This window comes from Candidatus Clostridium radicumherbarum, from assembly GCF_045310525.1.
Taxonomy (GTDB): Bacteria; Bacillota; Clostridia; order Clostridiales; family Clostridiaceae; genus Clostridium_AT; species Clostridium_AT radicumherbarum.
This window is the reverse complement of sequence record NZ_JBJHZY010000001.1, coordinates 323,192-345,302: the sequence shown is the minus strand read 5'-3', so window position 1 is coordinate 345,302 and position 22,111 is coordinate 323,192. Positions and strand designations below refer to the sequence as shown.

Here is a 22,111-nt window from a genome sequence, read left to right as displayed (position 1 = left end):
GTGTTACCCTTTAGAATCTTACAAAAGGCTCCATACCATCTGGAAACGCAAAATTAGCACAGCCTATGCAAGGTGTGTTATCTCCAATAGGCCAGTTAACACGAGCATTCCACCTTCTCGTTGGGCAGTCAGTTCTAGTAATAGGTCCCCTGCAGCCTAATTTAAACATACAAGTCTCCTCACCAAGCTTTATTGCAAAGATTCTATTATCAAAGAAAGACCTTCTAGGACATCTATCATGAATTGTAACTCCATAAAATAAAATTGGCCTATTCATATTATCAACTTCCGGTTTTCCTCTAGTAATTATATGGGCTATAGTTCCTATAACCCAGGCAGGGTTACAGGGGCAACCTGGGAGGTTAATTACTTCTCTTTTAAGTACATTCCTTAAACTAACACATTCTGAAGGATTTGGCCTTGAAGCTGAAATTCCACCGCTGGAGGCACAAGTACCCACAGCCAGTACATATTTAGCCTTCTCTCCTGCCATTTTAACTGCCTCTAGAGCAGTTATTTCCTTACCCTTATACTTAGCTATAATGTTGTAGTTTCCGTTCTTTTTTAATGCTACAGCGCCATCAACCAATAATATAAACTCTGTTTCTAAAGTTTTTATAAACTCTTCAAAGGCCCTTTCGCCTTCTTCAGCCATTAAGCTGTTGTTATAGGTTAGATTTACCATTTCTCTAATAAAAAAGACTGCGTCTGGATCAGCTGCATCTAGAAGAGAAATGGTATTACCAGAACACCCTGTAGCCTCCAGCCATATAGCATTTATTTTCTTAGCCTCACCTTCCCTGATGCTCCTAACAGCTTCTTTAGCCATGCTAAAGGCCGATAACTCCTTATCAGCTGATATAGGACAGTTTGATAAGTTCCTCAATTTTGCTTCCCCCGACTTTAATAAGTATCATATTATTTTATTAATGAATTCTTTAATTAATTACCTTCTTCAATGTAATTTTTTAGTTTCTAAATAAAGAGGCGCCACTTCAATAAAATGACATAAAATAATGATGTAGTAATCTATTTGTCTGGAGGATTTAAATGTATTTTTCAATCCCTTATTTTTATCCCTGCTATAATTGCAGAAATACCCTTGATTATAGAAACTATAAAACCTTGGAAGAATTTACATTAAGCGAACTTGCTTATTATAACGGTTCTATGGGAAAACCAGCTTATGTGGCAGTGAACGGAATTGTTTACGATGTCAGTAATGAAGCAACCTGGGGTGGTGCAAGCCATTTCGGCCTTATAGCAGGCAAGGATTTAACTTCGCAGTTTCAAGGCTGCCATGGTAATGAGGCTATTTTAGCCAAACTTCCTAAGGTGGGAATTTTAAAGACATGAGAGAATAATAGGTCCATAAAAGGCAAGAATATTTGGAAGCTATAAATGGATATACAATTTTAAGTGAGGAATAATTTTTACCAGCAGTGTAAATGGAATTTTCAGAAGTAACAATTGCAAGAAAAGCACAGGATGGTTTTGTCATAAAACCATCCTGTTGCGTCATATGATAAATCAGTACTTAAAGCTTTATATATGTAGCTTTATTTATATTAACATAAGTTTATTTTGTTTCCGACTTTATCATTTGATAAAATCCCCAAATATTTTCCGACGCCCCTTGAGTAATTCTCCTATATACCTTAGATAACAGGAATAAATTGCGTTCCCATGATATATAGACTCTTAGTGCTGGACCATTATCTATATTAAATTCTTTTTCGTCAATCCATTTTCCACCCCATTTAAAGATTATTACTTGCCCAATATATCCTGCATATGCTCTCGAAAATAATAATATCTGCTCATCAGACGGTTTTTCTATCTTAACTATTTGTTCAAGCCTATCCAATATACCTTCGAGAGCTTTTATACTCTCTTCGGAAAAATCAAGTTCTACTCCAAAAGCACGTTTAGTATAGTCCACAGCATTAAGCGCTTGTCCCATGTAGAATAGTCTTAATTTGTCAACTTGTTCACCATTTTTATACTTTTTCTCCTCTTCATTATACTTTGTCTGCAATTCTTCATATTTGGACATAATAATTCTCCTTTCTATTTTCTACCTTCGGGATGGCCTTATTTTGCCACCATTTTATTCCTAATTTCCTTCTTTACTACTTAATAAAAATTCCAACACAATTTTATTAAATTCATCTGGTTTATCTAAATTAGGCAGATGTCCAGTCCCATTTATTTCAATTTTTTGTGCCATAGTTATATTTGATTCCAACACACTTGCAATTTCTTTTATAGGTTGAGAGTCTTCAGAACCTATAATTAGCAACGTTCTTTTAGTTATTTTCAGAAAGTCTTTCTGAAGCAGGAGGATTAACTTTTTTCTCTGTATCTTCCAATGCCCATTCTAATGATGTATCCGTAAACATTTTTTTTAAGCGTTGGTGAGCATTTGGTTTACTTTGCCTCCACATAGGATTATCAAGCATAAACTCAACCGATTCATTGAAATTTTCATCTCTCTTTGCTATTGACATTACTGCTAAAGATCTTTGTTTACTTGCATCATCTTCAATTATATTATATCCATTTAGAGATGAACCACTTAATACTAAACTTTTAACTAACTCTGGATATTGGAGAGTAAAATCAATAGCAATGCTTCCCCCCATGGAAACCCCAACTAAGTGTGCCTTCATTATACCAAGATAATCAAATAACTCTTTTAAGTCTTCAGAATGTGAAAATAGTTCCTTTGGTTTATCAGACTTTCCAAATCCTCTTATATCATATCGGATAACTTTAAAATACTTTACAAAAAAATTAAATTGATCATCCCATTGTCTTAAATCAGTAAGACCACTATGAAGCAAGACTAAAACTTCTCCTTCACCTGTTAATTCATAATACAGGCTTGTTCCATTTACTTTGGCAAAACCATTAGTGTCCATGAATTTCCCCCACTCAATTAATATTAGACTTTAAAAGTTTACATTTTTAGCGAGCAATAATTTACAAATATGTTATAATCTTTATATTATTATATCATACTATTTTTTATCCTTTAAAGAAAGTGATACCTCGTTATTATCTTCAATTAAGATTTTGAATAGTTAGTAGTCAAGGTAAAAAAACTCTTAATTATACTTCTAAACCTTTAAAAATTTAAAAAATCCCGAAGATTTCTCCACGGGGTTTATTAAGGCTTTAAGCCTTATCTTGAATATACTTAAATCCTAACTTTATGGACATTTCAGCTTTTGTGAGTTCTTTTCCAAGATAAGCAGAATGACTAAGTTCAGTTAACCATCCGTTTTCTATAATTGTCCAATAAATATTTCTTGCATCTTTTCCTTTAATTATACGAAGCAATTGATTAGTATAACTATAATGTTCAACTAAAATTGTATTACTATCAGCTTTTGGTAAAATTACAAAATATCCTGCTTTATCTAATTTAACTTTATTAGGGTCTTTTTCTTCGACATTTATTACTTCTATTGTAGATGACATAGGCTCTTTATTTTCTACAGAGCAATTCCCCTCACAATTACATCTAGATATATCTTTTTCAGAAAGCTCTTTTATCTTCTCTAATATTCTACTTAATTCCTCACATTCAATCATATTAATAATTTCAATTTGGTTTCTGAAAGCAGATACTTCTTCCTTTGTTGTATTTGATAAAATAGATTTTCTTCCCTTAGAATTGATAACTTTCATGCTACTATCAATGCCATTTTTATCAAGAGCTAATAGAGTATTTCCACTAAAGTGACCCTCAGAGTCTTTGCCACAAAGTATAAGATATTTTATCGAAGGTACAGCCAAAACATTTTTTATAATCTTTTCAATACCTATATTTTCTGTTTCAGTTTTTCCTACAATGCTTAATCCCTGTGGTTTTAACTCTGATATCTTATCAGCTAATTCTACACTGCCTAATGTGGATATAGCCACAGGATTACTATGGTTAAGCGATAAAACATGGTATTCACCTACAGCAGGAAGTATATCTAGGTAACCATTATTAACAGGAATGTTTTCTATAGAATGAATGCTGCTTAATTCAGAAAAAGCTTCATCAAAGGAATTTGTAATATCTGCTGACCAGCATTGTTTACATCCTAGTCAGGTGTATTTAACAGGCTCCATTTTATCTATTGAAGCATATACCTCATTTAGAAGTTCTAAAAAGTCCCTATTATTAATCTTTAGAAGTTCCTTCTTCATTGCTTCTAAGGATTCTTTCATGCACCCACACTTTCTGCATTTGGGAAGCTCTATAGCCATTTGTAGATTTTTTATAATATTTTTAATAGAATTATTTTTCTCCATCTTTATTTACCTCCTTAAAATAATTACCATTAATCATATATCAAATAAATTTGATATAGAATGTAAAAACTAATCTAATAATTGTTCTACTTTCTTTAATATATCTTTTTTAATTAGACTATAATGCCTCCAATTACAAATAACCTTTCTTTCAAGTATGTTAGCATCAACTAAAATTTTAAGGTGATATGAGACTTTTGATTGTGACATATCTAATAACTCTTGAAACTCACAAGTACAAATGTCCTCTCGTTGTTCAAGTAGATAAATTATTTGCAATCTGATAGGGTCGCTTAAGGCTCTTGTTATCTCAGACATTTGATTTAACTCATTAATATCAAAATAATTAACATCTTTTTTAAATATTCTTGGTACTTCAGTAGTACATTTACCTTGGCACATATAATATACCTCCTAAGCTATATCAATTTTTTTTGATATAGATTGATTTTATTATATATCTTCGTATTATAAACTTCAAGAAGCTTTAAAGATTATAAAAAATCACTAGCTATTTTTAACATGAAAATAGCTAGTGATTTTTATTTCACTAATAGAATTTTAATTATCTCTGCAGCCTTCCTGTATATCTACCTGTACCACCTGATACGTTGACTATATTAAATCCCTTGTTTTTCAAAACACTGCAGGCTCTTGAGCTTCTTCCGCCGGATTGACATATAATATGATATTCTTTTACTTTATCAAGGTACTTCTCAGGCTCTGATAAAATTGTATCCATTGGGATATTTTTAGCTGTTGGCAAATGCCCTGCTTTATATTCATAAGGCTCCCTAATATCTATTAGCTCTACTTTTCCAAGCAGATTATCTATCTCGTTAACCTCTATAGACTTAACTGAATCTCTTTGCATAAATGAAAACATAATATACCTCCTTCATTTGTTAATCTTTATATAATAATATTCTTATATACTTATATTATATCTACACTTTTATTTTGTCAATACTATTATTCTTAGCATTATTCAAAAAGCATATTATAATATCTCTCTATTTTACTGCTTAAGTCCTGTATGCTGATGTTTCTAGCCTCTCTGATTATTTCCTTGCCTTCTATATATATAAGAATAGCAGGAATTGTAAATATATTGTAGGCTGCTGAAATATCAAGTGATTTTTCTACATCTATCTGCGCACTTTTAATTTTAGGATAGTCCTTAAGAATATCTTTAATTTTTGGCTTTACAGCACTGCATACACTGCAGCTACTGCTGCTAAAATATAATAACATCATCTGATTATTCTCAATTAATCCCTTTACTTCTTCAAGTGAATTCACCATATTCATCCTATATGCAGCTCCCATCTTATGAATTATCTAATTACAGTAATTGGTCTTTAAGGCTTCTATTACATTTATTATTCTCTTATCCTGAATAAAATAAGTAATTGTAAGACCGCTCTTCTTGGAATCCAATATTTTGTTTGCCTTAAGTACAGCCAAATGCTGAGATAAAGCTGGCTGAGTGACATGATTGAGCCTTTCGTGCAGTTCGCTAACTGTCATTGGCTTTTCAATTAAATGGCATACAATTGCCAATCTATTCTCATTGGATAACACTTTTAACAATTCGGAGATTTGTTTTATTTTATCTAGCATAAACTTTCTTCCTTTCACTTTTTATATTTCAACAATCTATTAGTATTTATACTTGCTTAAGGATTGCTCTAGTAAGATATGTTAACTTGAGTTTATATATCTTACTATATAAGTATTTAATTATATGCTTATAATACTTATATTCCTGTTATTTGTCAACTTTCTTATTTAGCCTCTGATTTTTATTTTTTTGCATAACTATAATTAACACAAAAGTCTAATCCCTCATATTATAAAATAGATAGCATTTCTATAATATGAAGGAGGCCTTCGTGAGGAAAAATATATTAAAATTAACTACAGCTATAGTAACTATAGCAACCTTAGCATTTGGCTTTACAGGCTGTGGTAAAAAAAATGATAGTCCATTGACAAAGGTTAAATTAAATGAAGTAACCCGCTCTATTTTCTATGCACCAATGTATGCTGCTATAGATCAAGGTTTCTTTAAAGCTGAGGGCTTAGAAATTGAACTTTCTACCGGCGGTGGAGCAGATAAAACTATGCAGCAGTTATTAAGCGGTAATGTTGACATAGGGTTTTCCGGGCCTGAGCAAGTTTTATATGTTTATAATCAGCAGAGAGAAAATTATCCTATAGCTTTTGCCCAGCTTACACAAAAGGATGGATCCTTCCTAGTTTCCAGAACTGTAGAAAATAATTTTACATGGGAATCTTTAAAGGGCAAGATAATTATAGGGGGCAGACCAGGCGGGGTTCCTGAAATGGCACTTGAATATGTACTAAAAAACCATGGTATTGATAAAAACAAGGATATAAAACTAATTACCAATATTGCCTTCGAAACGGTGCCAGCAGCTTTTAAGGGCGGTACTGGTGACTATGCAGCAATATTTGAACCTACTGCAAGTTCTATTGTAAAAGCACAGGGTGGTTCCTTAGCAGCATCAGTAGGAGCAGCTGCGGGAGATTTACCTTACACTTGTTTCTACACTACAAAGAATTATATGGATAAAAATTCAGTTATAATTGATAAATTCACAAGGGCTATATATAAGGGACAGCTATGGGTTCAGAAAAATAGTAATGAAGATATTGCAAAAGCAATTAAGTCCTTTTTCCCAGGTACTGATGAAGCTTTGATAATTCAGGTTATTAAAAACTATAAGGCTATAGATGCCTATGCAAAGGATCCAGTCTTAAAGGAAGAAAATTTAAACAGGCTTATGGACATAATTCAGTCTTATGATGCAAATCTATTAAAAACAAGGCCTGAATACAACAAGGTAGTAAATAATACCTTTGCAGACAAGGCAATAAAAAATGTAAAATAGCTATTCAATTGGAAGGCATAATCAAACTGCCTTTAAGTTACTAACTTATGAAAAAAGAATTATAGTCAATTGAGAGTATGTATGCTCAAAATTGACCATAATTCTTTTTTTGTACAAATATGACAGAGAAACATCCTTTTAGTCAAGCCTTTTTATAGATTCTAGTTTCGAATTACCACTTTTAAGCTCTATCATTCTATTTAAATTGTTCCTTTAAAATAAGATAAATGATTAATTATAAATTCTGCTCCCCCCATACCCATAGCAAAGAAAACTAAAATAACAACTAAAACTATTGCAGTAAAATCATATTGTATTTTTTCTTCCTTATTTATTACATAGGCTACTATAATTTCTATTCCAACACTTACTAATATAAGAGGCCAGATAGATGCAATGATAAGAATATTAATATTAGCGGTTACTAATCTAAGTAAAAACAATAACCCAAATACAATTAAGACGATTCCTGCGGTTAAGGTACCTACTCTCCGTCCCTTAATCATAAGCTTCACTCTCCATTTTCTTGCCCTTGATAAGCTTTATACCAAGTGCAACTATTGCAACACCTATAATTATTTGAGGGGCTTGCCTTATTAAATTATAGATAATAGAATATATTTTATATGAAATATATGGTTGTAAGAAATGCATTATATTACCTAGTAATAAATAGATACCAAAAAATAATAACAACACTCCAGCTGCAAGTCTACGCTTTGCAAATATGTCTTTATCTAATTTTACCAGTCTATCAATAGAAAACAGATATTTATCCTCTAAAAGTAAAAGCTTATCCTCTTCTAAACTTAGTCTATTAGCACAATCAAAAAACGAATAAAACCAGATAATTGGAGCTATAAATAATAATGGACCTGTATCAAGCCAAGAAGAAAGAAATATTAAAAAGAAAAACACTGACATAAATGACACACCAATTTTCATAAACCCCATATACATATGCCCTGCACCAGGCAGCATTGAAAAAACAAAAGTTAGAAATTTACTTTTTTTCTTTATCATTATTAAAAACCTCCAATTTGATTATTTTTTGAGAAAAACTATTAAGCTTTGCATTAACTGAGCTTGCAATGCTTAAATCTGGCGGTTTCACATAATTTATTGTTGAATTAGCCAGAGAATTTAATCCATTTGAAAAAACCATAATTAATGCTATACTAGCTGCAACTGCTACTTTAACACAGTAAAAGTTAAACTGAACATTACTTCGTTTCTTATCTCTTATTTTAATTTGTACTTTCTCTTCAAAACCTAAAGGAGCCTCTGCAAGTTCATTATCTAGAAAACTGTCTGCAAATGCACCAGCACACTTTTGACAATCACTGATATGTTCCAATATAGGAATCATTTCATCATCCTTTAAAATGCCAAATTTAAGTGCCTTTAATGTTTCTTCAGTTAAATGACCTTCTTTATTAAATAATGTACTCTTCACATAAACTCCTCCTTCCATAAATCCTTTAACAATTTTTTTGACCTATAAAGCTGAGTTTCTAGAGTTTTAATGTTCTGACCTGTTTCCTTTGCTAAATGTGAAAGCTTAATACCTTTGCAAAAATAACTTACCGCTACAGTCCTGTAAGGATCTTTTAACTTATTACATACATGTTGTATTCTCTCCATAGTATTCTTTTTCACAACTGTTTCCTCTGGCGAATCTCCACTATCCTCCAAGCCTTCATACTCTTCATCTGATAAGCTAACTGTTGTCCTTGCTTTACTCTTAATGTAGTCCTTGCACTTATTTGCAGCAATTGTTGTAAGCCAAGCCTTAAGGTTAGTACCATCAAACCTTTCGCAGCTTTGATATGCAGCTAAAAAGGTTTGCTGAGCCAAGTCTTCAGCATCAAAGTAATTTTTAGTAAAGGATAGACAAATAGTGATAATTAATCGTTCATAATGTTTTATACAACTTGCAAATTGTTCTTTTTCAATAGCTACCACCACCTTCATTTATCCTTACATTTAATATAACGATTTAAAAATAAAAAACACTTCAATAATTTATTTTACCATGTGGAATATGCTTTTTTAATGCCTCCTTTTTTTAACATTAATTCTCTATAATTCATATACTAAATTATGTTTATTGAAAAGGAGAATGCCAATGAGTAAGGTTGAGGTTATAGATGTTAATATGAACTATCACTCTTTAAAGGGAGAGACCACAGCCCTAAGAAATATTAATATTAATATAGAAAAAGGAGAATTTGTCAGCATTGTTGGGCCTTCAGGTTGTGGTAAATCTACTCTTTTAAATATTATAGCTGGGCTCATTAAACCCTCATCTGGAACGGTTAAGGTGGACGAGGAAGAAATTCATAGCTATTCTGAGAAACTTGGGTATATGTTTCAACGAGATCATTTATTTGAGTGGCTAAGCGTTTGGAATAATGTATCCTTAGGCTTAAACATAAAACATGAACTAAATAGCAAAAATAAAGAAAAGTTAGAGAACCTACTTAAGAAATATAATTTATGGGAATTTAAAGATCATCGTCCAAAGGAATTATCTGGCGGTATGAGGCAAAGGGTAGCACTAATAAGAACTTTGGCTATGGACCCAGAAGTACTTCTCTTAGATGAGCCTTTTTCAGCACTTGACTATCAAACCAGGCTAAACGTTAGTGATGAAATTTATGAAATAATAAAAAAAGAAGGCAAGACTGCCATTATGGTTACCCATGATATCTCTGAAGCAGTATCCATGTCATCAAGAGTAATTATTTTATCTAAGCGTCCTGCAAGAATAAAAAATGATGTGCCTGTTATTTTTGAAGAAAAATATAAGACACCCTTTAGCCGAAGAGAGGCTCCAATTTTTAGAGAATACTTCAATGGCATTTGGAAGGAATTGGAGGTGAATCTTGATGGAAAGTAAAGAACAATTACAATATATAAAAAAGGTAAAAGGCACAAATAGAAGGGTTACAATTGCAAGATTTTTAATCCTCATTGTTTTCTTTCTTCTGTGGGAGGTATTGGGAGACTTAAAGATTATAGATCCTTTTTTAACTAGTACTCCTTCAAGAATGTTTAAAAGCCTCATTGAAATTTATAAGGAAGGTACTTTGTTTAGGCATATTTCAGTCACCTGCACTGAAACCATAGTAGGCTTTACCTTAGGAACCCTCCTTGGAACAATAATAGCAGTAATATTATGGTGGTCAAAGTTTTTGTCAAGAGTGTTAGACCCATACATTGTAGTTTTAAATGCCCTTCCAAAGGTAGCCCTAGGCCCTATAATTATATTTTGGATTGGAAATGGAGTAGGAGCTATTATAGTTATGGCACTTTTAATATCCGTAGTTGTAACAATCATTACAGTCCTTGGGGGCTTCAATGAGGTGGATGAAGATAAGGTAAAGCTCTTAAAAACCTTTGGTGCAAGTAAGCTTCAAACACTGACACACTTAATTATTCCTTCCTGCATTCCAACTCTTATTTCTGCACTAAAAATAAATGTAGGCTTGTCCTGGGTTGGTGTAATTATGGGTGAATTCCTTGTAGCAAGGGAAGGCTTAGGCTTCCTTATAGTATACGGTGGCCAGGTATCTCAATTAGACATGGTTATGATGAGTATTTTAATACTTTCAATTATAGCTTATGTAATGTATGAATTGGTTCATATATTGGAAAAGAAGTATCAATATTAATTTTATATTAAGAAGACATCCTTTAAGTTAATTAAGGATGTCTTCTTAATCTTAGGATATATTAGCCCTTTAAAGTTAATCTACCAAACCATAACCTATAAGTTTGTAGTCATCTAATGATGCATATACAATTCTATTGTTTGGTATAGCCATACTGTCGATTGTAAAATCAATAAGATATACTTCTTTACCAATATAGGACTTATCAGATATTCTTCCCATATTTTCTGTTAAAGTTATTTTACTCACTTTAAAGTCATTCCATGTGCCTTTTATATGCTCTTTTTCCTGTGCATTAAGTTGATTCCATACAACCTCTCTAACATCTTGTTTTTTATCAGTCACATTACTTGGTTGCTTTACATTTGCATCTTTAATTTTTGTTGATTTGAGCATCCAATTAGCCCTAAAAGTAGAAATGTTGAAAAAATAATTAAAATAATTTTTTTCATCCTTTATCATTACCTCCTAAAGAATAAACTTACTGTATATTACAGGCTTCTTTTGTTCTGTTTTTCTATGTATACTTATATCCCAAAGTGGGAAATGACAAAATAATCAAACCTCTTTTATTATAACTATAAACTTTATACGTAATTATATTACTAAAGTTACAATAAAATACAGATGAAAACTAATCCTATAGCATGTATATTGGATAATTTCGTATATAAGTGCTATATTATTGTTAACAATATTCTATAACATAGCCTAACTTAAAAAATAAATCCGAGTTTTTATAAAAACTCGGATTTATTTTTTATTTAGCAATTTATTTAATATTTTCTTATACTTTTGGGCTGTCTCCAAATATAAAGCTTTATTAATTTCAATATCACAATTTAAATATAGCTTATCAAAAACTTCAATAGCCCTATTTATGATCCTAAGCTCCTCATCATAATTCTTTTCTTTTTTATATATAACCAAAAGCTTGTCATAAGGAAGTATTCCTGGAAAGCCCTCTTTAATATTTTCCTCATAGAGCTTAATTGCACCTTTTACATCCCCTTGCTTTTCAAGCTCTTCTGCTCTTATATTTCTTTCCTTCTGCATTTTAAATATATTATCTTCCACTTCTACTTCATCATTACCTGCATTTTCTATTTTATTAATATCATTTTCTAAGGCTTTAACTAACTGATTTTCAGTTATGTTTCTAGCCTTTTCCAAATAATCTTTAGCCTTGTTTATTTTTGAAGAATGTAAGCTGCTCACCGCCACGGCCACAAACCTTCTTTGTCTGGCATTTTTACTAATAAAAATATATAGGGTAAGTGCAGCTGTTCCCACTAAAAATAATGGATTTCCGAAGCCAAAAAATAAGCAAATAAATATGGCAAAAATAAAATTAGTATGTAATCTTCTTGCCTTATTAACTTCTTCACTAAGTTTAATATATGTTTTCTTATTTTGAGTCATGTTAGACTCACTGCCAGCCTCAGTACTATTATTCATCCCCATCTTTATACCTCTTATTTTGTTTATAGTTTATTTTTAATTCAGTTTTAATCATTAAATTTTACAATATTTTTTCATAGCTGTAAAAGGGTTTTTCTTTACTTAAGAAACTCATTTCTCCAACAAGTTTGTGTCCGCATTTTACAAACAAGGCATTCATTTTTGTATTTATTGAATAGGTATCTGTTTTCAGATATCTAATATTATTTTTCAAAGCTAATTCTTCAGCAAACTTCATTAGCTCAGTGCCAATTCCCATTCTTCTGCTGGATGGATTAACAGACATTCTATGAATAACCATAGCTTCCTCATTTAATGACCAATTTAGTCCACTGTACTCTGATGGCTCTATTTTGTTAATACATACAAAGCCCATCAATTTACCTTCTCTTTCTGCTACATATAAACATCCATCTTCAATATCATTAATAAAATCCTTTTCCAAAGGATAGCTTTCATCCCATTGATAATTATTATAAGAATGCATTTCCACTTTAGTTTCCTTTATTATATTCATAATATCTCTTAAATCTTCTACTATTGCCTTTCTTATCACACTAGTACCTCCAAATATTCTTTTGAGTGGATAATTATTAATCAGTCAATCCCTTAAATTCCTTATTCAGCACATAAATAATATTAAATTCTGTACACCATAAAAAACTTTATTTCTCATATACTCTTTTAATAGATTAACTTATTCAAGCTTATGATATAACTTATTATACTATATTTTAATTATATAAAAATAGCTGTTACTATACTAAAATATCTGAAGAAAAACACTGCTTTTCACCCATAATTTTCATATTATTCCATAATTCTATATTTTTCATTAATAGTAATAAAATTTTTTTGAAATTTTTATAAATTAACTAAAAAATATGTTGAAAAATGCAAATATTCAATATATACTAATAATAATATTATTGCTGTATAGCTTTACTTCAATGACGTATAAAAAATAACTCGAACTGGGGGGAATGACATGATAAAAAAAATCTTTAGATTAAAACCTATTAATGAATTAATCGCAGAATCAACTTCAGGAAAATCATTAAAAAAGTCTCTAGGTGCATTTGAATTAACCATGCTTGGTGTAGGTGCCATTATTGGGACAGGCATCTTTGTGTTAACTGGAGTAGCAGCTGCAAAATACTCAGGACCAGCTCTTATACTTTCCTTTATCATTTCAGGCTTAGCCTGTGCTTTTGCAGCTTTATGCTATGCTGAATTTGCAGCAATGGTACCAATAGCCGGAAGTGCTTATACCTATGGGTATGCAGCCTTAGGAGAAATTTGGGCTTGGATTATCGGGTGGGATTTAATCCTTGAATATGCTGTGGCTATAGCCGCTGTTGCCATTGGTTGGTCGGGCTATATAGTGGAACTGCTGGGAGCTGCAGGAATTCATCTACCAAAGCAGCTTATAAATGCTCCTGGAACTGATGGGGGCTTAATTAATTTACCAGCAATCTTTATTATATTCTGTATAACAAGCTTGCTCATTATTGGAGTAGAAGAAAGCGCAAAATTTAATAATATAATTGTAGGAATAAAGATATTGATGGTTTTATTGTTCATTGGTCTTGCAGTAGGACATGTAAAACCTGCGAACTGGACACCATTTATGCCCTATGGCTGGAGTGGAGTTTTCCAAGGAGCCTCAATTATATTCTTTGCTTATATAGGCTTTGACGCGGTATCTACTGCCGCAGAAGAAGTTAAGAATCCTCAAAAGGATTTGCCAAAAGGTATAATTGCCTCTTTAATAATTTGTACAATTCTATATATAATTGTATCTGCAATACTAACCGGTATATTACCATATTCAATCTATAAGGAAACCGCTGCACCAGTTGCATTTGCACTTCAGCAATTAGGAATCAGCTGGGGAGCTGCCTTAGTATCTGTTGGAGCAGTTTGCGGTATAACTTCAGTTTTACTTGTTATGATGTTTGGTCAAACTCGTGTATTCTTTGCAATGTCAAGAGATGGATTACTTCCTAAAGTATTTGGTGAAGTTCATCCTAAATTCAAGACTCCTGTAAAGAGCACAATACTAGTTGGTATAGTTACTTCATTGCTTGCTGGCTTTACTCCAATAGGAGTAGTTGCTGAATTAACAAATATAGGTACACTTGCAGCCTTTATAATTGTTGCCTTCTCAATAATTCTTCTAAGAAAGAGGAGACCTGATCTAGAGAGACCATTTAAATGTCCATTTGTTCCAGTAGTACCTGGTCTTGCTATATTATTCTGCGGCTTCCTAATTATTAAGCTACCACATGTTACTCAAATTAGATTTGTAGTTTGGTTTGTAATAGGTATTATTGTTTACATGCTTTACGGCTATAAGCATAGTGTAATGAATAAAGTTAAGACAGAGGAAACCATAGAGCCTTCAGCATAAATTCAATGGGTCTAATGGGGACGGTTAATAACTATTTTCACTCTGTTACTGAAATTAGGTAATATAAAAGCCAGACATAACCTTTACAAGAGGCTGTGCCTGGCTTTTTACTTTACAGTCATTGCTGCATTGCATGCTGCTAGATAACTTGTTGCTATTTTAATATTCTTCTAGCACATAGATATTCATCTGAATCATCTAGAGAACTTACCCTTACTACATCTCCGCTATATGGCGCTTGTATATAGCAGTTGTTTCCTACATACATGCCAACGTGGTGGGGATCACTATAAGTCCCAAAGAATACCAAATCACCTGGTTTTAGATTGCTTCTACTTACCGGGGTTCCATCATTAATTTGTGAGTAAGTAGTTCTGCTGATATGTATTCCAAAGTGTGCGTATATATATTGCATAAGTCCTGAGCAATCAAAGGATTGTCTACCTAGTAACTTTTCCATACCACTTAAATCATGAGCAGTATTTCTATACATATCTATATCTGCTTGCGTAAAAATTTCGCCTTCAGCTCCCCATACATAAGGATCTCCTAAAAAAGTATAGGCATAGGCTACAATAGCATTTGGTGCAGCTGGCACCCCTGCTCCATTATTATTTGATGGATTTTGAGCTTGTGCTAAGGCTTGTAATTGTTTAATTGTATCTTGAACCTGCTTGTCTACAGCTGCAACTTTATTTTTATAATCGCTTATTTGACTAATATAATATGCTTGTCTACTTTTTGCCTCTGCTACTAACTGCCTTTGATTTTCAATATTACTTTGAACTTCAGCTAATTTGCTTTCATTTTCTTTCTTATATGCTGTGAGTTCATCTTTGTCCTGCATTAAAGCTGCTTCTGCTGACTTAATTATTTGTTTTTTATCTTGAAAATCTTTTATTACTCTATTATCGAAATTAATTATTGATACAATAGCCTGTGCTTTTGAAAGAAAGTCATTGAAATCTTTCGATGATAGCAGGATACTTACATATTGATCATTTCCTGCTATATACATAGCCCTCATTCTTTTATTGAATAATTCCTGCTCATCTTTTAAATCAGCTTCAGCTTCATCATAATGCTTTTGGGCTACTTGTATATCTGCTTCTTTTGTAGTTATTTTTGCCTTTGTATCTGCAATGGTCCTATTAAGACCTTCTATCTTAGAATCTAGCATTTCTATCTGTTTATTAAGATTTTTAATATCTTTTTCAGCACTATCAGCATTTAATTGGCTTTTCTGCATATTCAAGTTATTTTGCTTATTTTGATTCTCCAGCTGCTGTTTTTGGTTATTAAGAGAGTCAACTGTCGGATCAGCAAACACGGTTGTACTCGATGATATTATCACAGCTGTAGATAATATTATACAAGTTATTTTGTTTTTAAATTTCATTCACCCAACTCCCATCATCTGCTTTCAGATTTACCCATTTCTTTAATTTTCCACCTACTTTCTATTATCGGATTAATATGAATAAAATCAAGTGTAATCTGTATAAATTTTTTTTTGAATAGCTTTCATCCTCATAAATCCGATGAAGCCATATATCAGATAACTTAGATATTTTTGGTATGGTATATGAAATCATAGCTTTAATACGTAAAAAGCTGGACATAATATCATCTCCTTTTTTTCGGAGTGATATTATGCCCAGTGTTACCTAGTATAATTCATTGACTCGAATAGCTGTAAACTAGCTCTATATTTTACCCTCCTTTTTCTATTTTAAGAGGGCTTGTGCATCACGAAGCATAATTTTCGATGCTTCTCCTTCTATGTGCTTATTCGCCTGCGCTTCAACTTCGTTTATAAAGCTCTTCAGATCGTTATTATTAATCTTTTGTATTAAACTATTTGCTATGCCACTATTATCAATAGAACCCAATTTAGTAAAGCAAGCAATAAGTGATTTTAAACTATCTACACTAGTTTTAGTTTTGAATGTAACTGTTTGAGTCGATTTATTTCCGGCTTTATCGAAGGCGGTAACGGAAATCACATGTTCTCCAAGTTCCAATGTATAAAGAGGGATTGAAGAATTTTGTGCAATGGCCTGCCCATCTAGAGTCACCGTGGTTTTGGAAACATCCAAACCTGATACTGAATCATTTACTGTAAACTGAGGCATTAGGTTTGCAGCATCACTGTAGGAATCAGCCGTAGGTTGTGTTATTACAATTATGGGGCCATCCAAATCTATATTAATAGACTGAGTATGCATATCCTCCTTATTGCCTGCCTTATCAATAGAATAGTACTGTAAAATGTGATTTCTACTAGTATCAACAGTTATAGCATCAGTATATGTCATAAATGCATCATTATCCAAGCTATACATTATGGAGTTCACACCAGACTCCTCGTCAGCTGCACTTAATGAAACGGACACAGGTTTAATATACCATCCATTTTTACCTTCTGAAGAAGTTGGGCACACAACAAAAGTTGTAGTTGGTGCATTTAAGTCTACATTAAAAGTTAACGATTTTGTTTGTTCAATATTACCTGCATTATCTATTGAATAGTATTGTAGGTAATTTACTCCATTATTTTCTACTGAAATTGGTTTTGTGTATGTGTTCCATGTAGTTCCATTATCAAGGCTGTAAAGAATCTTTTCAATGCCTGTTAAATCATCCGTTCCATTTAATGTGACCACTGGAGAGTGAACATACCAGTTGTTTTCACCATCTGCTGCTGCAGGTGAAATGGTTGATGTAGTTACTGGAGCTGTTGTATCTGACAACTTATATACATTGAAATTGTCAATCCACGGGTACCAGTTCATAGATCCGGTTCGGGTTGCATAGAACTCAAGAGCACCTAGATTTTGAGCATATGTAGTTCCAGTTGCAAAGGGCACGTTGTTCACGGTTACAGCTTTACTTGCATCGGCTGTATTTGTAAAAGTAAAACTGATTATTTTGCTTGTCATATCCAGTATAACATTAACATGATAAGTTGCATTAGCCGTATTAAACCCGGATGCAGCTATTACTTTTGCAGTGGATGTATTCAGTGCGGTATTAGACGGAAGAGTTGCAGTTGTTGTATAAAGTAAAGTGCTTGTGCCGCCTTGTGGAACACCGAAGGTTATGAAATTTTTATGGTTACTATCTTGAATACGAAGTTGCCCTGATCCTGCAGCAGGAGCTCCAATATTCCAGTCAAAAGCAAGCTGTATTTTGCTGTTTGCAATTGCTGGTGTAAAGTTTTTATAGGCAGCTCTTGCACCGGTACCGCTGCCAGCTAAATTTAATACCTGGCCTGTGACACCTGAGGCTGTTCCAACAGATGCAGACATAGTACCATTTTCACTGCCTTTTCCTACACCCCAGTTGGATCCAGAGTTCTGGTTCTGAAAGCTTTCGCTCATTGTAGGTACATACACTGCAGCCGCTGCTATATAACCGCCATCATTAGTTGTCGCTTTTATATTAGCGATACCCGGTCTAATTGCAGTTACTATGCCTGATTGGTCTACTGTTGCCACTGATGGATTGTCCGACGCCCAAGTGACACGTACATCAGTTGCCTGAACCGGTTGTATACTGGTAACCAACTGTGTCTTTGGTTGAATCGATGTCGGAGTGACTGAGGAGAAATAATCTGATACAAAATTATACATATTTTTGTTCAAAGTGATACCTGACACTGGTGTTACTTTAGGTACTACATTGACGTTTGAGGTTGCAACAAAATTACCATCTTCTGTTTGAGCTGTAATAATCGTATATCCTTCTGCAACGCCGGTGACATTTCCTTTTTGGTCAACGGTTGCAACAGACTCATCAGAAGAAGTCCAGGTTACTGCCTTGTTATAGGCATCTGCCGGTGCAATGATGGGAATGATGGGCATTGTTGTTCCCGGCAGCAAGTAAAGGTCAGGCTTATCCAGTGAAATCCCTGATACAGCAGTGGAAGAAATGGATGCATCGCCAATTGAAAGCATTGCAGTTGTTGTATCTACTTGTGAGTCAGTATAATTTGCTTTTGCAGTCAATTGCACCAAATATCCCGGGTATGCCGAAGCGGTGGTGACATCCCATTGTACAGTTTTGGTCTGGCCCGGTGCCACTATTCCGCTTGCAGCTGCACCTTTTAAAGCAACAGTCCAGTCTGCCGGAGCATTTATATTCACGCTGTTAATCTGAATTGGATTCGTTCCTTCATTCGTTAGTACGCCTGTTATTGTTTGTGTTTTCCCCCCGCCTATAGTCGTAACAGGGCAGGAAAGAGCCAGCACTGCATTATCTCTTTGAGATGGAGTTATTCCGGCAAAAAGTGAATTATAGTCGGGGCTGTCCATCATTTGAACCGGTACGCCGCCTGCATAATTGCCTAATTGCTGCAAATTCACTTGACCAAGTCCCGTTGAAGATCCATCCAATGCCCATACTGCAATGGCTACAGTATTTTTTCCATTTGGATTCAACACACCCGGAGGCAGCGCAAATAGATGCTGCGGCCCCAGATTATTGATGTATTGGCCTAGAAGCCATCCATTTACATAAATATAGGCACGATAGTTTTTTGACGCAGTATCACTAATGTTAAGTCCCAGTGGTACATCACTCATGGTCGGAAAATCCAGGTCAAATGAAGTTCTATACCATGCGACTCCTGCCGGCAGACTTCTAGCTGCCCAATTGTCAGGAAGCGTCACTTGAGTCCAGGATTGATCCGGATAACTTGAGAGGTTCCATCCATTATTTTCTCCATATAATCCACCTGCGTTTGGTACACCACGAACCGCATCTAATAGAGTCTCTCCGCCTTGGTTTCCCTGGAGCTTCCAGGATAAAGTGGTGGACGCTCCTTGCATTGCTGCTTTAATAAGTCCTCGAGGACTTTTCTGCGCATCATTATTGCCTCCATCTTCATCATGTCCCATGCTTTGCAGCATTACAGATATCACATTGTCGCTGCCGACATTCAAGAGATTTGAAGGAAATGTGAAAGCTTTCGTTCCGCTTAAGGAAGAACCAAGATAGGAACCATTGAGCCATATAGCAAAAGCACCATTGGTTCCTCCTTCTCCATCAAGGGTAATACCCGTTTCATTACCACTTGCATTAAAATGACCACGGAACCAAATGACACCACGGTGGAATCCGTAGTCATCTGCATATAAAACAGTAGGAGTTGAAGGCTTTGTTGGGTTATTTGTAGTTGTTTTATTTGCACTTATCCAGCTAGAGTCATCAAAACTTGGCTGTGCCTGTGGAGTTTCATAAGTAAACTTCCAGTTTGCAAGCTGCGGAATGGCAGCTGGTGCTGGATCTGCAAGAGAGAATGTATAGGATCCAGAGGCTGTTTGGGATGCATTCATTGGTACCCCATTCCAAGTGATTTGATTGATTGAAGAAGCCCCAAAGACTTCAACAGTTGTTGCTTTGTCATTATCACCCTGAAGTGCCAAAGTATTACCAGCTTCCTCAGAAGCTGAACGTAATAAATAGGGTCCTTTTACCAGTACAGCTCCGCTAGATGTATCATTACGCCAATAAGTCTGAGCTGTTGCGGTAGTTGTAAGAATCAGCAGCAATTCTCTGCTGCCATCTGAAATAAGAACACGAGCTTCACTATCATTATGATTATAATTTAAGCGTAAATCTTTACTTACTGGATCATAGTTTGATGTTACAGTTCCAGATAAAACTGAAACAGTTGGCTGCTGTGCATAACGAAGAACGGTTTCTCCGTTTGTGCCTGGTCCTGCTCCATAAAGGAGAGCAGTATCACGGTTTCCCTGCGTTATGTAAGTATATAAATTTGAAGTTGAATACACCAGGTGCTCAGAACCAAGTGCATAATTTGCAACCAAGAATTTTGATTCCTGCCCATTTATACTAATAGAAGTACCAGTTTGCTGGGGGATGGTGTAGTTACCATCAGCAGTACTGATTGCTAAATTTGTTGTATCAGTAGTTGTTGTGTTACCGGAGCTATGACGGAGCACATAGAACTGAGTCCCCGAATCCGGATTTTTCATTGCATTCACGATTAGGCCTGAATTGCTCGGGACTTGCGTCGTTAATGTATCCGTTTTGGTAAGTGGTGTAAGCGTTCGATACATAGTAGCAAGCAGTTTTTCCTCGTTGTATTTTGAGCCTATCTGACGGTTCTCGCTTATAGCAGCTGTGTAGTCATAGGAAGAATAAACTCCCGGGAAGGGTAAATACCCCCAGCTTGTACCACCATAAGTCATATAAATATTCATCATGGTAGCGCCTTCGGATACCACATGATTATATGCAATATTTTCATAATTGGCATTGTAGCTTGGAGCAAGGGAAGCAAATCCTTTACCGCCCCAAGGGTCAAACCAACCGCCACCAAGTTCTGCCACAAAGTTTGGAGAGTTTGGGTTCCTTTTGTTTCCATCTCCATAGTATGTTGGAAGAGTGCCAAAGCTTGGATAGCTGTCAAAGGCATATATTTCCGGAGCACCCAAGCCAGATGCCCAGTTACCTTGAGGCCCGCTTTTGTCATTATGAAACAATGGCACGTTGATTCCATCAGCATGTACTGTGTCAATCAGGGCCTGCATATAATTTTTATCGCCGCCGGTATATTCATTTTCCACCTGATATAGAATGACACTTCCGGGATTGTTAGAATTTGTAATCTGATGTTTTGCAATAATTGAATCCACAGTACTCAGCCATTCTTTACAAGCTGCAACATAATCTGGTGCGTTAGTGCGTGCCTTTCCTGCTTGAGTCATCAGCCAGCCGGGGAATCCACCAGCATCTGTTTCACCATTGATATATGGGCCTGGTCTGGCAATAACATAGAGTCCAGCCTCCTCACACATGGTAAGAAGCTTGTCTATGTCTCGGATGCCTGTAAAATCGTATTGTCCTTGTGCCGCTGAATGGAAATTCCAGTTGAAGTAAATGGAAACAGCATTAAAACCAGCCGACTTCATTTTTTGAAGCACATCCAACCATTCCGATTGACTTGGCAAACGCCAGTAATGAAATTCGCCGGAATAAATGAAAGTTCGCTTACCATCAATCATTAAAGAATAAGGATCAAAGGTAACGGTGTGAGTTCCTGTTATTCCTTGCGAGGCTGGTAAAGTAAATGAACCCGGATTCCCTTGAGTTGTTACGCTTAAAACATCTGCATAGGATACTGAAGGCACTGCCAACATCGAAATAGAGAGAGCTGCGCTCAACAAGTAGGAAATTATCTTTTTTCTAGTTTTTCTCATTTTTATCCTCCTTTTAGTATTTTTAAAATTTTTGCCATACCACTATATTACATTTCAACCACAAATCGTAATAAGATCTTAATTTATTTTTATTTGTACAAC

Annotated in this window: 24 protein-coding genes; 5 read left to right on the top strand and 19 right to left on the bottom strand. The window is 34.4% G+C overall.

All coding sequences use genetic code 11. The annotated features are described in order from the left end of the window. Positions 1-10: 10 nt before the first annotated feature. A complete protein-coding gene (locus ACJDUH_RS01700; RefSeq protein WP_406763420.1) occupies positions 11-886 on the bottom strand; it encodes a hydrogenase small subunit in 876 nt (291 codons plus the stop codon). A 164-nt stretch (positions 887-1,050) separates the two neighbouring features. On the opposite strand from ACJDUH_RS01700, the gene ACJDUH_RS01695 reads away from it, so the two are divergent. Further along, positions 1,051-1,356, top strand: coding sequence for a cytochrome b5 domain-containing protein (locus ACJDUH_RS01695; protein ID WP_406763419.1), 306 nt, complete (start codon positions 1,051-1,053; stop codon positions 1,354-1,356). Between the two features lie 223 nt (positions 1,357-1,579). Here ACJDUH_RS01695 and ACJDUH_RS01690 read toward each other — a convergent pair whose 3' ends face one another. From ACJDUH_RS01690 to ACJDUH_RS01650, 9 genes are all read right to left on the bottom strand, one after another. Then, a complete protein-coding gene (locus ACJDUH_RS01690) occupies positions 1,580-2,056 on the bottom strand; it encodes a hypothetical protein (RefSeq protein ID WP_406763418.1) in 477 nt (158 codons plus the stop codon). Positions 2,057-2,116: 60 nt separating this feature from the next. Next, on the bottom strand, positions 2,117-2,302 hold the full coding sequence (locus tag ACJDUH_RS01685; RefSeq protein ID WP_406763417.1) for an alpha/beta fold hydrolase: 186 nt from the start codon (positions 2,300-2,302) through the stop codon (positions 2,117-2,119). A 7-nt stretch (positions 2,303-2,309) separates the two neighbouring features. Then, on the bottom strand, positions 2,310-2,924 hold the full coding sequence (locus tag ACJDUH_RS01680; RefSeq protein WP_406763416.1) for an alpha/beta fold hydrolase: 615 nt from the start codon (positions 2,922-2,924) through the stop codon (positions 2,310-2,312). A 256-nt stretch (positions 2,925-3,180) separates the two neighbouring features. Further along, positions 3,181-3,987, bottom strand: a complete 807-nt coding sequence (locus ACJDUH_RS01675) for a DUF4346 domain-containing protein (protein WP_406764994.1) — start codon at positions 3,985-3,987, stop codon at positions 3,181-3,183. A gap of 117 nt (positions 3,988-4,104) precedes the next feature. Then, complete coding sequence (locus ACJDUH_RS01670; protein ID WP_406763415.1) at positions 4,105-4,311, bottom strand: hypothetical protein; 207 nt, start codon at positions 4,309-4,311, stop codon at positions 4,105-4,107. 69 nt (positions 4,312-4,380) lie between these two features. After that, a complete protein-coding gene (locus tag ACJDUH_RS01665) occupies positions 4,381-4,713 on the bottom strand; it encodes an ArsR/SmtB family transcription factor (protein ID WP_406763414.1) in 333 nt (110 codons plus the stop codon). A gap of 163 nt (positions 4,714-4,876) precedes the next feature. Then, positions 4,877-5,197, bottom strand: coding sequence for a rhodanese-like domain-containing protein (locus ACJDUH_RS01660; protein ID WP_406763413.1), 321 nt, complete (start codon positions 5,195-5,197; stop codon positions 4,877-4,879). A 98-nt stretch (positions 5,198-5,295) separates the two neighbouring features. Next, positions 5,296-5,622: a thioredoxin family protein gene (locus ACJDUH_RS01655; RefSeq protein ID WP_406763412.1), complete on the bottom strand. Its 327-nt coding sequence runs from the start codon at positions 5,620-5,622 to the stop codon at positions 5,296-5,298. A 30-nt stretch (positions 5,623-5,652) separates the two neighbouring features. Continuing rightward, entirely contained in the window at positions 5,653-5,934 is a 282-nt protein-coding gene (locus ACJDUH_RS01650; protein ID WP_406763411.1) for an ArsR/SmtB family transcription factor, read from the bottom strand. 272 nt (positions 5,935-6,206) lie between these two features. Here ACJDUH_RS01650 and ACJDUH_RS01645 point away from each other — a divergent pair, with 272 nt between their 5' ends. Further along, entirely contained in the window at positions 6,207-7,229 is a 1,023-nt protein-coding gene (locus ACJDUH_RS01645; protein ID WP_406763410.1) for an ABC transporter substrate-binding protein, read from the top strand. A gap of 200 nt (positions 7,230-7,429) precedes the next feature. Here ACJDUH_RS01645 and ACJDUH_RS01640 read toward each other — a convergent pair whose 3' ends face one another. The 4 genes from ACJDUH_RS01640 to ACJDUH_RS01625 are packed head-to-tail and all read right to left on the bottom strand — an operon-like array spanning position 7,430 to position 9,194. Continuing rightward, the gene (locus tag ACJDUH_RS01640) at positions 7,430-7,735 is read right to left on the bottom strand and encodes a hypothetical protein (protein ID WP_406763409.1); all 306 of its coding nucleotides are present in this window, start codon (positions 7,733-7,735) and stop codon (positions 7,430-7,432) included. Further along, positions 7,728-8,252, bottom strand: coding sequence for a hypothetical protein (locus ACJDUH_RS01635; protein ID WP_406763408.1), 525 nt, complete (start codon positions 8,250-8,252; stop codon positions 7,728-7,730). The genes ACJDUH_RS01640 and ACJDUH_RS01635 overlap by 8 nt, the downstream gene beginning before the upstream one ends. Beyond that, on the bottom strand, positions 8,233-8,685 hold the full coding sequence (locus tag ACJDUH_RS01630) for a hypothetical protein (protein ID WP_406763407.1): 453 nt from the start codon (positions 8,683-8,685) through the stop codon (positions 8,233-8,235). The genes ACJDUH_RS01635 and ACJDUH_RS01630 overlap by 20 nt, the downstream gene beginning before the upstream one ends. Next, positions 8,682-9,194 (bottom strand): RNA polymerase sigma factor, encoded by a 513-nt coding sequence (locus tag ACJDUH_RS01625; RefSeq protein ID WP_406764993.1) that lies wholly within the window; start codon positions 9,192-9,194, stop codon positions 8,682-8,684. The genes ACJDUH_RS01630 and ACJDUH_RS01625 overlap by 4 nt, the downstream gene beginning before the upstream one ends. A gap of 163 nt (positions 9,195-9,357) precedes the next feature. Here ACJDUH_RS01625 and ACJDUH_RS01620 point away from each other — a divergent pair, with 163 nt between their 5' ends. After that, positions 9,358-10,131, top strand: coding sequence for an ABC transporter ATP-binding protein (locus tag ACJDUH_RS01620; RefSeq protein ID WP_406763406.1), 774 nt, complete (start codon positions 9,358-9,360; stop codon positions 10,129-10,131). Further along, positions 10,115-10,906 (top strand): ABC transporter permease, encoded by a 792-nt coding sequence (locus ACJDUH_RS01615; protein ID WP_406764992.1) that lies wholly within the window; start codon positions 10,115-10,117, stop codon positions 10,904-10,906. Before ACJDUH_RS01620 ends, ACJDUH_RS01615 begins: the two co-directional genes overlap by 17 nt. 75 nt (positions 10,907-10,981) lie before the next feature. Here ACJDUH_RS01615 and ACJDUH_RS01610 read toward each other — a convergent pair whose 3' ends face one another. The 3 genes from ACJDUH_RS01610 to ACJDUH_RS01600 form a co-directional block, all read right to left on the bottom strand. Next, positions 10,982-11,368: a hypothetical protein gene (locus ACJDUH_RS01610; RefSeq protein WP_406763405.1), complete on the bottom strand. Its 387-nt coding sequence runs from the start codon at positions 11,366-11,368 to the stop codon at positions 10,982-10,984. A gap of 291 nt (positions 11,369-11,659) precedes the next feature. Then, entirely contained in the window at positions 11,660-12,370 is a 711-nt protein-coding gene (locus ACJDUH_RS01605; protein WP_406763404.1) for a hypothetical protein, read from the bottom strand. Positions 12,371-12,428: 58 nt separating this feature from the next. Beyond that, a complete protein-coding gene (locus ACJDUH_RS01600; protein ID WP_406763403.1) occupies positions 12,429-12,923 on the bottom strand; it encodes a GNAT family N-acetyltransferase in 495 nt (164 codons plus the stop codon). 435 nt (positions 12,924-13,358) lie between these two features. On the opposite strand from ACJDUH_RS01600, the gene bcaP reads away from it, so the two are divergent. Continuing rightward, positions 13,359-14,780 (top strand): branched-chain amino acid transporter BcaP, encoded by a 1,422-nt coding sequence (bcaP, locus tag ACJDUH_RS01595; protein ID WP_406764991.1) that lies wholly within the window; start codon positions 13,359-13,361, stop codon positions 14,778-14,780. Positions 14,781-14,934: 154 nt separating this feature from the next. Here bcaP and ACJDUH_RS01590 read toward each other — a convergent pair whose 3' ends face one another. Together ACJDUH_RS01590 and ACJDUH_RS01585 are read right to left on the bottom strand one after the other, a co-directional pair. Beyond that, positions 14,935-16,179: a C40 family peptidase gene (locus tag ACJDUH_RS01590; protein ID WP_406763402.1), complete on the bottom strand. Its 1,245-nt coding sequence runs from the start codon at positions 16,177-16,179 to the stop codon at positions 14,935-14,937. Positions 16,180-16,507: 328 nt separating this feature from the next. Beyond that, positions 16,508-22,009 carry a beta-galactosidase gene (locus ACJDUH_RS01585; RefSeq protein ID WP_406763401.1) on the bottom strand — a complete coding sequence of 1,834 codons (5,502 nt, stop codon included), beginning with the start codon at positions 22,007-22,009 and terminating at the stop codon, positions 16,508-16,510. Positions 22,010-22,111: the final 102 nt, after the last annotated feature.